Annotated in this window: 11 protein-coding genes and 1 pseudogene; 2 read left to right on the top strand and 10 right to left on the bottom strand. The window is 65.6% G+C overall.

What is annotated here, in order from left to right; translation table 11 throughout:
- The first annotated feature begins 58 nt into the window (after positions 1–58).
- Both CAK78_RS13545 and CAK78_RS13540 read left to right on the top strand, forming a co-directional pair.
- Entirely contained in the window at positions 59–1,087 is a 1,029-nt protein-coding gene (locus CAK78_RS13545) for a glycosyltransferase family 9 protein (protein ID WP_176452790.1), read from the top strand.
- 55 nt (positions 1,088–1,142) lie between these two features.
- Positions 1,143–2,255, top strand: coding sequence for a glycosyltransferase family 9 protein (locus tag CAK78_RS13540; RefSeq protein ID WP_094697614.1), 1,113 nt, complete (start codon positions 1,143–1,145; stop codon positions 2,253–2,255).
- Here CAK78_RS13540 and CAK78_RS13535 read toward each other — a convergent pair.
- The 10 genes and pseudogenes from CAK78_RS13535 to CAK78_RS13495 all read right to left on the bottom strand — a co-directional run bounded on the left by CAK78_RS13535 (position 2,191) and on the right by CAK78_RS13495 (position 13,459).
- Positions 2,191–3,258: a glycosyltransferase family 9 protein gene (locus tag CAK78_RS13535; protein WP_094697613.1), complete on the bottom strand. Its 1,068-nt coding sequence runs from the start codon at positions 3,256–3,258 to the stop codon at positions 2,191–2,193. The genes CAK78_RS13540 and CAK78_RS13535 overlap by 65 nt on opposite strands.
- Positions 3,259–3,427: 169 nt before the next feature.
- Positions 3,428–5,608: pseudogene (locus CAK78_RS13530) on the bottom strand (TonB-dependent receptor).
- A gap of 129 nt (positions 5,609–5,737) precedes the next feature.
- Entirely contained in the window at positions 5,738–6,694 is a 957-nt protein-coding gene (locus tag CAK78_RS13525; protein WP_094697612.1) for a siderophore ABC transporter substrate-binding protein, read from the bottom strand.
- Complete coding sequence (locus CAK78_RS13520; RefSeq protein ID WP_094697611.1) at positions 6,691–7,473, bottom strand: iron ABC transporter ATP-binding protein; 783 nt, start codon at positions 7,471–7,473, stop codon at positions 6,691–6,693. The genes CAK78_RS13525 and CAK78_RS13520 overlap by 4 nt, the downstream gene beginning before the upstream one ends.
- Positions 7,470–8,405, bottom strand: a complete 936-nt coding sequence (locus CAK78_RS13515; RefSeq protein ID WP_094697610.1) for an iron chelate uptake ABC transporter family permease subunit — start codon at positions 8,403–8,405, stop codon at positions 7,470–7,472. Before CAK78_RS13515 ends, CAK78_RS13520 begins: the two co-directional genes overlap by 4 nt.
- Positions 8,406–8,416: 11 nt before the next feature.
- Entirely contained in the window at positions 8,417–9,355 is a 939-nt protein-coding gene (locus CAK78_RS13510) for an ABC transporter permease (RefSeq protein ID WP_017764943.1), read from the bottom strand.
- Positions 9,352–10,269 (bottom strand): ABC transporter ATP-binding protein, encoded by a 918-nt coding sequence (locus CAK78_RS23130; RefSeq protein ID WP_254924783.1) that lies wholly within the window; start codon positions 10,267–10,269, stop codon positions 9,352–9,354. The genes CAK78_RS13510 and CAK78_RS23130 overlap by 4 nt, the downstream gene beginning before the upstream one ends.
- A gap of 11 nt (positions 10,270–10,280) precedes the next feature.
- Positions 10,281–11,039, bottom strand: coding sequence for an ABC transporter transmembrane domain-containing protein (locus tag CAK78_RS23125; RefSeq protein WP_254924782.1), 759 nt, complete (start codon positions 11,037–11,039; stop codon positions 10,281–10,283).
- Complete coding sequence (locus tag CAK78_RS13500) at positions 11,033–12,832, bottom strand: ABC transporter ATP-binding protein (RefSeq protein ID WP_094697609.1); 1,800 nt, start codon at positions 12,830–12,832, stop codon at positions 11,033–11,035. The genes CAK78_RS23125 and CAK78_RS13500 overlap by 7 nt, the downstream gene beginning before the upstream one ends.
- A 114-nt stretch (positions 12,833–12,946) precedes the next feature.
- Positions 12,947–13,459, bottom strand: a complete 513-nt coding sequence (locus CAK78_RS13495) for a sigma-70 family RNA polymerase sigma factor (RefSeq protein WP_024942637.1) — start codon at positions 13,457–13,459, stop codon at positions 12,947–12,949.
- Positions 13,460–13,785 lie beyond the last annotated feature (326 nt).

The raw sequence follows: 13,785 nt of genomic DNA, 5'->3' as shown, positions 1-13,785 counted from the left end.
GTGATCGGCAGCCCCGCCAGCCTTGCCGACGCTGCGGGCCATACAAGCTGGATAACCCATGAACCTCAAAAAGTTGCTTACTCATTCCATTGCCAGATGGCTGATTGGCAGAGAGCCTGACGCCGCCCCATGCCCTGCCGGAACGCAGGTGGAGAGGGTGCTGGTGGTCGGTTATGACGCCATTGGCGACTTCATTCTTACCCTGCCCGCCATTGCACGGCTCAGGGAGATCTACCCCGCCGCGCGGCTCGAGCTGGTGTGCAGCCGGCGCAACCAGCAGCTGGCGGCGTCGGTCGTCGGGATCGACGAATGCCACGTGATCACCCTCAACGACACCCTGTTGCCGGCGAGCATGTGGCGCAAGCTGCGTGAACTCAGGCAGCGGCGATATGATCTGGTGATCAATCTGTTTGACGAACCCGACGATATTGCCATGGCCAAGTTGCTGTTGCTGGCCAACGGGCGTTTGCAGTCGTTGCCCCTGCGCTTCAAGAGCGAAGGGCAGCAGAAGTTGCTGCCGCTGTTTAACAAGAAGGCCACCATAGTGTCGTCACGTCCCAGCCGGGATCACTTCGTCTATCGCATGCTCAGCGCGACCGGCGAGCAGACCGGGGTGCCGGTCACCATGCCGTCTCCCTGCAATGAGCAGCTGGATACCCGTGCGTATGGCCGTTATCTGCTGGTCAATCTGACGGGCAGCCAGGTCGGCAACTCGATGACGGAAGCGCAGATCGACGGCATCCTGGCACAGTTGCCTGCCTATGAGGGGATCTCCTACCTGATCTTCTCTAGGCAGCCCGTGGCCTGTTCGCGGCAGGACATGCGAGCGCTGTTTCCCGACACCATTCTCGATGCCGCCAAGATCATCAAGGATGCGCGAGGGGTCATCTCCACCGACACCTCCATCATCCATATATCCTCTTCCTTCGGGGTGCCCACCCTGGTGTTGATGAACAACGAGCGCTGGCGCGATGCCTTTATCCCGCTGGCGGGTCGCAATATCATCCTGCGCTCGACCACGGACCAGCTGGCGGCACTGTCGCCGGCCGAGATCAGTCGTCAGGTCGATGCCCTGATGGCGCTCTAGCCGCGTCAGGCTGGTATCATCGTTCTCCCAATTCAACGGCCCTTCTGGTGGATTCATGTCATTAATCAACGATCTGCAACTCCAGCGTGACATTCTTCGCCGCAAGCTGGGGCAGCTGCTGTTCGATCGCAAGCGGCCGGCTCCGCTGCACGAGCGCAAGGGGAAGATAGTGTTGCTGCGCTGGGATGCCAAACTGGGCGATGCCATCGTCTCGTCCTGGGTGGCCCGCGAGATCAAGCGCGCCAGCCCGGAGCGGGAGGTGTGGATCGTCACGACTGCGGCCATGGCGCCCCTGTTTCGCGATCATTTCGGCATGGACAAGGTGATAGAGGTGCCCAAGCGGCCGGGCTATGGCCAGCTCAAACGGCTGGCCCATTCGCTGGGGGAGGTGGAGTGCCTGGTGCATTTTGGCAAGATGCTGAAAATGAAGGACATCTTCTTCATCAGTCAGGTGAGGGCGGATTGGGTCGCCGGCATGGACGACGCCCTGCTGGCGGTCAACCTCAAGCTGGGCAAGGCCTCCAGCGGCATGCACTTCTCCGACAAGTTTGCCCTGCTGCTACAGCGGCTCGGCGTGAACAATCCGGACCAGCAGTACATAGTCCCGACCATGAGCCCACCCGATGCGCTGGCCAGCTGGTGGCCGGCCGCGCCGGTCCTCTGTTTCAACCCTTATGGCAGTGGCAGCTCCCGCCGTCTGCGGCCCGAGCTTATCAGCCAGATGATTGAGCAGATGCTGGCGGCTGGTTCTTGCGCCATCTGCCTGCTCTATCCGCCGGGCATGGAAGAGGAGGTGGCCGGGATCCGGGCCGGCCTGAGCCGACCGGAGCGTCTGCTGCTGTCACCGGATGCACCCTCGCTGGCCGGGCTGTTTGCCCAGCTGCGCCAGTGTCAGGGGCTGATCTCGGTGGACACGGCGACGGTGCACATCGCCGCCGGGTTGCACAAGCCCATTCTTGGCCTCTACAACCCGGACATAGGTGGCGGCAACGAGAACTTCCTTGAGTGGCACCCCAACTCCCCGTCAGCCACAGTACTGTTCTCGACCAATACCCGGGAGCAGGATATCAACTCCCTCGATCTGGCCGAATTCGAGCGTACTTTCAGGGTGTGGCTGCTTGCCAACCAGGCAGCGCTGTCAGCCGTTCAATCACCAGCTCGGGAGTGATGGCGCGCAGCAGGGCTTCGTCGATGAAGTCCTTCTCCGCGTTTTGCGGCAGCTGGAAGCCGGGCCCCTTGGCATCGAACACATCGATGGCCTGATAGCGGGGGTGGTTGACCGGGTTGGCGATGATCTTGTCGCCACCGGGGGCCACTATGGTCAGCAGGGGCAGGTCGATGGCCTGCGCCATGTGGCGGGGGCCGGTATCATTGCCGACAAACAGCCGGCAGTGGGCGAACAGCCCCACCAATTCCCGTACCGAACGGGTCTTGATGTGATCGAAGACGCTGGCTTGCAGGGCGGCGGGCAGCAGTGGTTTCAGGCCGCGGTTGTACTCCTCTTCCCCCGGTCCGCAGTAGATCAGGATCTGGGCATTGTGATGCTCGATCAACCACTGGGCGACCTTGGCGAAGCAGTCGATGGGCCAGCGCTTGTAGTGTCCTAGCGAGTTGACGCCCATGGCGATCAGCGGGCGGTTCAGGTCGACGCCGGCGGCCAGCAGGGCATCCCTTCCTTGTTGTTTCTCTTCTTCACTCAGCCAGAGGTAGTAGTTGCGATCCTCGCGGGCCAGCTTGAGCGGCTTGAGCAGCGAGAAGCGGTCGTCGACCAGGGTGCTGTTGCCCTGAAACTCGGTGTCCTTGCGAAAACGGACGATGCGGTTGTGGCCGAGCCGCCAGGGGAAGGAGTCAAACCCGATGCGCAGGCGGGCACCGGAGAAGAGGCAGCTGAGCAGGCCGATCATCTGGCCCTGGCTGTTGACCACCACATCGTAGCGTTCGCGGCGAATGGCCAGCAGCAGATCCTTCATGTAGCGCCACTCGTTGCGCCTGGCCTTCTCGATGATGATGAGCCGATCGATATTGGGATTGCCCTGCGCCATACCCGCGCAATAATCCATGACCAGATAGTGAACCTCGCCGCTTGGGTCATTCTGCTTGAGGTTGTTGCACAGCGCGGTGGAGATCAGCACATCCCCTATCTGTTTGGTTTGAACTACTAGGTATTTCATAAGGCAGGCCTCAACAGAGGTCATGGTTGATCGTGAGCGTGACAGCATACCGCACAAGTGAGTCAGATGCTGTCGGTGCGGCGTGAAAATCCGATCTGGCGCAAGCCGACCGGGCCGGCATCCGAGACACATAAAAGAAAAGCCATTTTGACAATGGCTTTTCTGCTGCTTAGAAGGTGAGCGAGGTGGAGAGCTGGAAGGTGCGTGGCGCCCCCAGGCCGCCGGAGAGGCCGCTGCCGTCGCCGCCGGACTAGGAGCCGATCCAGTAGTCGCGGCCGGTGAGGTTCTGCACCGCGGCCCGCACGGTCAGGGCGTGGTCGGCGATCCGCATGGTGTAGCGGGCCCCCAGGTCGAAGGTGGTGTAGGAGGGCAGCGAGAGGCGGTTGTCATCGGTGACGAACCGCTCGCCGATGAACTGGGTGTTGCCGGTCAGGGTCAGCCCCGGCACGGCGGCCAGATCGTACTCGGCGCCGAGCTTGGCCATCCACTTGGGCACCCCGGTGGCCTGGTGGCCGACGTTGCTCTCGTTGAGCGCCTTGGTCAGCTCAGCCTGGGTGTAGGAGGCCCCGCCCAGCAGGCGCAACTCGGGGGTGAGCTCACCGAACAGATCCCACTCGATGCCGCGGTTGCGCTGTTCTCCGTAGACCCCGTAGACGTTGGAGCTGGGGTCTGTGTAGGCGCTCGGCTTGGCGATCTGGAACAGGCTCAGGGTATGGGCGAAGTGGCCCAGATCCAGCTTGGCACCGACCTCATACTGCTTGGTCTGATAGGGCTTCATGATCTCGCCGGCATTGCTGGCGGTGTTCGGCGCCGCGCCCCCCTGGCTCAACCCCTCGATGTAGTTGGTGTAGACGGCGAAATCGTCGCGCAGCTTGACCAGCAGGGTGGTGGCGGGCGAGACCCGGCTCTCCTCGTAGCGGGCAGTCTGGTCGCCGCTGCCGTTGAAGTTGCTGCTCTCGACCGTCTGGCGGCGGGCCCCCAGAGTCCACTGCAGGTCGCCATCGAGGAAGGAGAGGGTATCGACCAGCGCCACGCTCGCCAGGGTCGCCTCGCTGCGCGAGGTGACGGCACCGTACCCGGCGAGATCCGGCGCGGGCCCGAAGTCCAGCCGGTCGTAGTTGGTCATGGCGTGGTTGAAGAATATCTTGTCCCGGAAGGTCTGCTCCGAGGTGTAGCGGGTGGCGGCCAGCGACCAGGCGTGATCGACCGGTCCTGTGCCGAAGGTGCCGCGCAGGCCCGCCTCGCCGGAGCGCTGGGTGCCGTCCCGCTCGGAGCGGGCCGCCATGGCATTGATGTCGCCGGCGTCGTTGAGCAGGGTGTTGCGGGTGATGAGGGCGCTGTAGCCGCCGTCACGCTGGCCCCAGGCGATGAAGGCGGTGAGGTTGTCGGTCAGATCATACTCGGCACGCAGCACGGCGGCCTTGGTGTCGTTGATGGTGTAGGCCCAGGCTGGCGCCAGGGAGTAGTCACCACGCTTGGGCTCAGGCAGCTGGGTCACCTGGCTGGCGACCGAGAAGATGCCGAAGTAGTTCACCCCGTCCACCCGCTCGTGCTGCCGGTAGAGATCGGCCGAGGCGCGGGCCCGTTCGCCACGCCAGTCCAGCCCGACCGAGGTGAGCTCCATCTTGTGCTGCTGGTCGTTGACCGCGGTGTCCCCGTCCCGATAGACACCGTTGAAGCGTACCCCCCACTGCTGCTCGTCGCCGAAACGGCGACCCAGGTCCAGGTGCACGCCGCCGAGACCGTCCGATTCATAGCTGGCGGTGACCTTGGCCAGGGGGGTCTTGCCGGCGCGCTTGGGTACTATGTTGATGTTGCCGCCCACGCTGCCATCCGGCGGCATGCCGTTGAGCAGTACCGAGGGCCCCTTGAGCACGTCGACCCGCGCGGCCATCTCGGTGGAGCTGCGCATGTTCGGCGCCATGCCGATGAGGCCGTTGAAGGTGATGTCGTTGGCGTTGGTGTTGAAGCCGCGGATGTAGAAGGTCTCGAACAGGCTGCGCTTGCTCGGCACATAGACCGAGGGGTTGGTGGCACCGGCCACGGCGCCTATGTCCTGGGCCTGGCGATCCTCGATGTACTCCTCTGTGTAGCTGATTGTATTGAACGGCGTCTCCAGGAAGGGCTTGTTGCCGAGCAGGCCGACCCGGTTGTCGGCGGCGACCTGGCCGCCGGCATAGGCCTTGCGACCCTCCACCACCACGACCTCGTCGGGACGGGGGGCGGCTTCTTCACGGGGAGCCGGGGCGGCCCAGGCGCTGCCCAGTTGCAGGCCGGCCAGGATGGCCAGCGTCAGGCGGGAGAGTCCGTGGCGCGGCACGGCAAGGGAGGATGAGTGCAATGTCTGCATGCAGGATTCCTTTCAGGGTGAGGAGTGCGTTTTTGTCTCCTTATGCTTTCCGGATGACACTCTCAAACCCTCAAATAAAAATAACTCTCATTTGCGTATTAATGCCCGGCGTTGGCCGGGCACGGGGGATCAGCTGCGATAGACGGCCATCACCTCGTCGGCGATGCGGTTCAGGCAGGTGAAGCTGGCGGTGCAGAGGTACCAGGTTTCGGGGTCGACGAAGCGCACCTTGCCGTTGCGCCACGCCTTGGTCTGGCGCAGCAGCGGGTTGTCCAGGGTGCCGGCGTCGATAGCCGCGCGTCGCTCCATCACGGCGGTGCGGTCGATGACGAACAAGATGTCCGGGTCGGCCTGCTGGATGAACTCGTTGGAGATGGGTTGGCCGTGCATGCCGGTGTCCAGCTCCAATCCGGCCGGCTTGACCCCCAGGGTGTCGAACAGGAAGCCGTAGCGGGATTGGGTGCCAAAGGCGGTGAAGGCGCCGTTGTTGTGCAGCACGATCAGCGCTCTTTCCGGACGATCCCGCGTCAGCGCCTGCACCTCGGCGATCTTGGCGTCCATCTGCTGCACCTTCTCTTTGGCCAGCGCCTCCTGGCCGAGCAGGGTGCCGAGGGTGAGCAGGTGGGCCTTGGCGGCCTCCAGGATGTGGCCGTCGCGGTTGGTCATGTCGATGTCGTAGTGCAGGGTCGGGGCTATCTGGCTCAGCGCCTCGTAGCTTTGGGCCTGCAGGGGGGAGATGAGGATGAGATCCGGCTTGAGCTTGTGCAGCCGCTCCAGGTTGGGCTGGATGGTGGTGCCCACGTCCATCACGGCCGGGTCGTCCCGGTAACGTTGCAGGAAGTGCGCCACGTAATCCTTGGCGATGCCGGCCACCGGGGCCTGCAGCTGATCCAGGGTATCGAGTTCGCTCATGTCGAAGGCCACCACCCGCTTGGGCGGGGTGACGACCAGGGTGGTGCCGAGCTGGTGGGTCACGGTGACCACGGTGCCGTCGGCCCCGGTGGCGGCCTGTTCCCTGGGGGCGTCGCAGCCGGTGAGCCCTGCGATGGCGGCCAGCAGCACGGCGGTGAGCGTATTGATCCTCATAACAATTCTCCAGACGGGGTTGGGTTGAAGTAGTTGCACAGCAGGCCGCGCTGGCTCGGCAGTATGTCGAAGCGCAGGTCGTAGAGCGCCTCCAGGTTGGCCGGGGTGACCATCGCGGCGACCGGACCGCTGCCCGCCAGCGCGCCCCCCTTCATGGCGACGATGTGGTCGGAATAGTTGGCGGCGAAGTTGATGTCGTGCACCACCAGGATCAGGGTGCGCCCCTGCTCGTCGCTGAGGCGGCGGATCGCCTGCATCAGCTGCACCGCGTGCTTCATGTCGAGGTTGTTGAGGGGTTCGTCGAGCAGCAGGCAGTCGGTCTGCTGGGCGACGGTCATGGCGAGGTAGGCCAGCTGCCGCTGCCCGCCGCTCAGCTCGTCGAGGTAGGCCCGGCGCAAGGGGGCGAGGGAGAGAAAGTCGATGGCCTCGTCGACCGCGATGCGGTCTTCCCGGGTCAGGTTGCCCTGGCTGTAGGGGAAGCGGCCGAAGGCGACCAGCTCGTCGACCGTCAGTCGCAGCCCCACGTCCGGCGACTGGCGCAGGGTGGCGACCCGCTTGGCGTAGTCACGGGCGGTGAAGCGGTGCAGATCGGTGCCCCCCAGGCGTATTCGCCCCTGGCTGATGGGCAGCAGGCGGGCCATGGCCATCAGCAGGGTGCTCTTGCCGGCGCCGTTGGGGCCGATCAGCGAGGTGACCCGACCGGCCGGGAAGTCGACTGTGATGTCGCGCAGGACGGCGCGATCGCCGTAGCGCTGGTGAACCTGTTCGAGGGAGATCATGGCGAGCCTCTGGTTTTGACCATCAGGGCGAGGAAGTAGGTGCCGCACACCAGGTTGATGAGGATGCTGACCGTGGTGCGGTAGTTGAAGATCTGCTCCACCAGGAACTGGGCCAGGATGAAGAGCGCGATGGCGATGGCGCAGCCGAGCGGCAGGGTGACCCGGTGGCGGAAGGTACGCGCCAGGGCATAGCTGATGTTGGCCACGAACACCCCCATGAAGGCGGTGGGGCCGACCAGGCTGGTGGAGACGGCCACCAGCACGGCGATGAGTGCCAGATGCAGGCGTACCGCCCGCCGGTAATCCACCCCGAGCGAGCTGGCCTGCTCGCGCCCGAGCGCCAGCACGTCGAGCTCGGCCTGGCTGCGGGCGATGACGAGACAGACCAGGGCGACCAGACCGCCCCCCATCAACAGCTCCAGCGGCTGGGCCCGGTTGAACGAGGCATAGCCGAACCCCTGCAGGATGGCGAACTCCCCAGGACTGGTCTTGAGCTGGACAAACTGGGTCAGGGTGCCAAACACCATGGTCAGCACCAGCCCCGTCAGCAGCAGCTGGAACAGATCGGTCTGCCCGGGCCGAAACAGCCAGCGGTGGATGATGGCCGAGTACCCCAGCATCAGCAGCAGCGACAGCACGCCGTTCTCCTCGCGCCCGAGCAGCAGCAGGCTCTGGCTGCCGAGCAGCAGCACCAGCAGGGCTTGCAGCAGCAGATAGACCGCCTCGTACCCCATGATGGCGGGGGTCAGGATTCGGTTGCCCGCCAGGGTCTGGAAGCTGATGGCCGAGACCGCGATGCAGACGCCGGCGACTGTGATGGCGGCCAGGCGCAGCAGCCGCTGGGGGATGATGTAGCCGGTGTCGAGATCCGACCCGAACAGCACAAAGGTCGCGGCGAGCAGGGCCAGCAGCCCCCAGATCCCGTAACGCATAAGAGTCTCTCTCATCGGCGCTGCCAGAGGATCAGCAGCAGGAACAGCACGCCACCGAGGCTGCCGGCGGTGAGCCCGATGGGCACCTCGAAGGGGTGGATCAGCAGCCGGCTCAGCAGGTCGCACGCCAGCAGCAGCAGGGCACCGTAGAGGGCCACCAGCGGAAGGGTCTTTCTCAGGTGCTGGCCGTGGCGCAGCACCACCAGATTGGGGATCACCAGCCCGACGAAGGGGATGGCGCCGACCGTGATGACGGTGGCGGCCACGGTGACCGCCACCAGCAGCAGGCCGAGGGTGGCGGTGGCCGAGTACCCGAGCCCCAGGCTGGCGGCGGCCTCCTCCCCCATGCCGAGCACGGTGAAGCGGTGGGCGTAGAGATAGGTCAGCAGGGTGATGGGCAGGATGAGGTAGATGATCTCGTAGTTGCCCTCGACCACCTTGGAAAAATCCCCCAGCATCCAGCCCTGGATGCTCTGCAGTATGTTGTGCTGGTAGGCGTAGAACTCGGCGAGGGCGCTCAGCACGCTGCCATACATGAGGCCGATCACCGGGATCAGCACGGTATTCTTGAAGCGGATGCGGCGCACGATGACGATGAACAGCAGGCTGGCGGCAAAGCAGAAGGCGAGCGCCACCAGCATGCGGCCGGTGGTGCCGGCGGCGGGCAGCTGGGTCAGTGCGATCAGGATGCCGAGCTTGGCGGCGTCGAGCCCGCCGGAGGTGGCGGGCTCGACAAAGCGGTTCTGCACTATCTGCTGCAGGATGACGCCGGCCACCGCCAGCCCGGCGCCGGTCAACAGCACTGCCGCCAGCCGCGGCAGGCGACTGGCGGTGAGGGTGAGCAGGCCATCCCCGGCGAAGAGCTCCGCCAGCGGGAGGGGGCGTGCCCCGATCAGCAGGGAGCACGCGGCCAGCACCAGCAGGGTCGCCGGCAGCAGGAGCGCCCTCACGCGTCCTCTCCGGTCAGGCGCCACCCCTTGGCGCTGGCGCGCTGTGCCAGGAAGTGGGCGTAGCGCCCCGGCTGGCGACTGAGTACGGCGTGGGGGCCCTGCTCGCACACCATGCCAGCGTCGAGCACCACTATCTGATCGGCCATGGCCACGGTCGAGAGCTGGTGGGCGATGACGATCAGGGTGCGTTTGCCCCGCAGCCGGGCCAGCGTCTCTGTGATGGCGGCCTGGTTCTCCGCATCCAGCGCGGCGGTGGCCTCATCCACCAGCAGGATGGGGGCGTCCTTGAGCAGGGCGCGGGCGATGGCGATCCGCTGGCGCTCGCCCCCCGAGAGGCGCGTACCACCCTCGCCGACCTGGGTGTCGAGCCCGAGCGGCAGGCGCTCGACTATCTCGCTCACCCCGGCCTGATGGGCGGCGTGCAGCAGCTCGGCGTCGCTGGCCTCGGGATTGCCGATGCGGATGTTGTCGGCAATGGTGCCCTGGAACAGATAGGCATCCTGGAAGATCTGGCTGATGTGACGGGCCAGGGTCTCACCGCTCATGGCGCGCACATCCACCCCTCCCACCAGCACGGCACCCTCGCCTACGTCGAAGAGGCGGGCGATGAGCCGCAGCACAGTGCTCTTGCCCGAGCCCGAGGCGCCGACCAGCGCCGTCATGCTGCCGGGCGCCACCGCCAGATCCATCCCCTTGAGCACCTGCGGGTGGGCCGGGTCATAGCCAAAGTGCACCCCGCGCAGCTCCACTGAGCCATCCAGCGGGGTGGCAGGAGTGGCCGGCTGCGGCTGGGCCGGGTAGTCGAACATGGTTTGCAGGGCCGCCAGCTGGGCACGGGCGCCGCGCAGCACGTCGCTGTAGCCAGCCACGTCGAGCAGGGGATCGATGAAGCGGTTGATGAGCACCAGGGTCACCAGGGCGGCGATCAGGCTCTCCCTGTCGGCACCGCCCAGACGTTGAGCCCGGAGGCCAGCGCGGTGAGCCGGATCAGCTGCCTGCCGGAGGCTTGCTGCTGGGCGATGGCTTGCTCGAGGAAACGGGTGCCCCCCTGCTCGCCGTTGAAGGCGCGCAGCACCGACTGGGCCTGGGCAAACTCCACCATGCGCTGGCTGGTACCGGCGGCATGCTGGTGGAAGGTCTGGTCGGCGTGCTGGTTGAGGCGGGTGGTGAGCAGGAAGACCGCCACCAGCAGCGGCAGGGCGATCAGGGCGATGAGGCCGAGCTGCACATCGAGGACAAACAGGGCCACCAGCACCACCAGCGGGGTGATCACCCCGCCGAGCAGGGGGGTGAAGACGTGGGCCGGCAGCTGGGCCAGCTCCATCATGCCTTGCGAGGCCAGGTGGTTGAGGCGGGCTGTGTTGGCCGGGGTGAACCAGCCGATCGGCAGGCTGCCCACGTGCTCGCCCAGGGCGTGGCGGCCGGTGCGCAGCACCGCGATCCCCACGGCGATGCCGGCCTTTTCCACCCGGCGGCGCAGGTTCCAGCAGAGCAGCACGCCGATCAGTTGCACCAGCAGCCAGCCGGTGGCGGCGTCGGTCTCGGCGCGCAGCAGGTGTGTGAGCACCGGGATGAGGCAGACCAGGGTCAGGCCGCAGAGCAGGCCGTAGAGCAGGGCCAGCAGGCCGTAGCGGCGCAGCAGGACGGCGTCGTCGCCGAGCAGGCGCAGGAAGGTGTTCAGCATGTGGGGACGGCCTCCTGATGAGGGATATGGGTCTGGGTGGGAGTGTCGTATCCCCCCTGTTCCCATAGACGGGCATAGCGGCCACGGCGGGCCAGCAGTTCGTGGTGGCGCCCCTGTTCGCACAGGACGCCGTTGTCGAGCACCAGGATCCGGTCGGCGTGCATCACGGTGTCGAGCCGGTGGGCGATGACGACCAGGGTGCGGCCGCGGGCGAAGGTGGAGAGCGCCTGTTGCAGCTTCACCTCGTTGTCGGCGTCGGCGGCGGCGGTGGCCTCGTCGAGCACCAGCACCGGCGGGTCGAGCAGCAGGGCGCGGGCGATGCTGACCCGTTGCAGCTCGCCGCCGGAGAGGTTGGCGTCCTCACCGACCACGGCGTCGTATCCCCGCGGCAGGGCCAGGATGCGGTCGTGGATGTTGGCGCGGCGCGCGGCGGCCTCGACCTCCTGGCGGCTGGCGCCGGGGCGGCCGAGGGCGATGTTGTCGTGCAGGCTGGCGTGCACCAGGCGTACCTCTTGCAGCACGAAGCCGATGTGGCGATAGAGCTCGCGGCTCTCGAGATCGCGCAGGTCCACCCCACCCAGGGTGATGCGCCCCTCGCTCGGGTCGAAGAAGCGCAGCAGCAGCCTGGCCAGAGTCGATTTGCCGGCCCCGGAGGCGCCGACGATGGCGGTGACTGTGCCCGGGGTCAGGGTGACGGTCAGCTCGCTGAGCACCGGGGTCTGGTCGTCGTAGCGGTAGCTCACGTGCTCGAGGCGCAGGGTGTTGTCAACCGGCTGCAAACCGGTGCCGGCGGCGGGCTCCGTCAATACCGGAGTGGCGAGCAGGCCGTGGAGCCGTTCGGCGGCCGCGGTGGCGCTGCCGAGATCGTGCTTGAGGTAGCTCAGCAGCATCAGGGGGGCGCACAGCCCCGGCGCCACCAGCACAAAGGGCAGCACCTCGGCCGGCGCCATGGCGCCCGCTCGCACCATCACCACGGCGCCGGCCAGCACCACCCCCAAGACCGAGGCGGGGGCCATGATGGCGTTGGCCATGGCCGCGACCAGCGGACGGGTGAAGTCGGTGAAGGCGCGGGCAAAGTCATCGATGGCGTTGCGGTAGCTGGTGTGCAGCCGGCCCTGCACGCCGAAGGCCTTGACCACCGGGATGCCGCTCACGAACTCCACCACGGCGTTGTTGATGCGGGCCATGCCGGCGCCGAACTGCTGCATGTTGGCGGCGCTGGCGCGGTGGGCGCGGGCGGAGAATAGGAAGAAGAGCGGGAAGGGGGAGAGGGCGATGAGGGCCATCCGCCAGTCCATGGCGAAGAGGTAGAACAGGGAGATGAGCACGGCACCGCTGCAGCGGCCCAGGGTGGTGTAGAAGTGGGCCGTCAGGCTGTGCAGGGTGCCGATGTCGTCCTGCATCGCCTGTTTGACCTCCCCCGAGGCGCGGGCGGTGAACCAGCCGAGGGGCACCCGGGCCAGCCGCCGGGTCAGGGCCAGGCGCAGCTGGCCGGTGATGCGGTTGTCGGCCAGGTGGGCCACCAGATCGCCGGCGCTGAGCAGGATCATGCCGCCAAACAGGCAGGTCAGGCTGATCCCGAGCACTGCGGTGATTGCGTCGCCGGGCACGGCGGCATCGGCCAGCATCAGGCCCGCCAGGTGGGCGATCCCGGCCAGCGGGACCAGGGTCAGCATGGCGCCGATGGCCGCCAGCAGGGCGGCGGCGATCAGGTGGCCGCGAATGGGGGCCAGCACGCGGCTGATGGGCCCGCCAGCATTGGCCTCGGGGCACTGCACATCGTCTGCCTTCATGGCTATTTCTCCACGGTGAAGTGATGGTGGCCGCAACGAGCGACCGGATCTCTGTGGTTTTCCGTACGGGGAACAAAAAACCTCAAATGAATCTTTTTATTTCCCCCATCCGGGTCAGATGCCGCCGCCGGGCCGGCTGCGATGGCAGCTTTGCACGCCCTGGGCGATATACTTCTCGACGGATGAGACGGACACCTGCAGCTGGCTGGCGATGTCCTGATAACCGAGGCCGCCGAGGCGGGAGAGCAGCAGGGCCTGGCGGATTTTTGGGGACTGGCGTTGCAGGGCCGATGCGACGGCTCCCAGCGCCTCGCGCTGCATGGCGCGCAGCTCTTCCGAGGGGGCCTGAGCGTCGGGCTGGTAGCTCTGCTGTTCGAGGTAGCGTGCCTCCAGCGCACGCCGGCGATAGAGATCGATCACCTTGCCCTTGGCGATCTGCATCAGATGACGACGGCACTCGGTCGCCGTGGGGATGTGTCCCTTGCGCAGCAGCTGAAGGTAGATGTCGTGCGCCAGATCCGCGGCATCGCAGCTGTTGCCCAACCTGCGTCTTAGCAGCGAGCAGAGCCATCCGTGATGTTCCTGATACAGACGATGCAACTGCGCCTGGAAGGAGCCTGTGCCCATTTCCACGATTTCTCTCCTGAACCTCGTGTTATTTTTATTTGAGAATGAAAATCATTATGGTAATCATTTGCACGGTATCGTGTTCATCGATATATCGCAATGCCTTTCCCACCAATTAGGGGGAAGGTGCATGCGTCCGTGGTTATTTCAAATAAAACAGACGTAATTCACAGGGTTATATTTCCACAGAGAAGGAGATGGCTTTTGCTGCAATTCCATAATGAGGGGCTGCTTGAGCTGCCTGTCAGTGCCCATGAAGAGAGCTGCTGGTTGTTACAACAACAACAGCCCGAGCAGATAATTAAACAGGTGATGTGTTGGCCGCT

The sequence above is a fragment of the Aeromonas sp. A35_P genome, from assembly GCF_002259925.1.
Taxonomy (GTDB): Bacteria; Pseudomonadota; Gammaproteobacteria; order Enterobacterales; family Aeromonadaceae; genus Aeromonas; species Aeromonas dhakensis.
The sequence above is the reverse complement of the archived record's forward strand: the minus strand, read 5'-3'. Positions and strand labels throughout refer to the sequence as shown.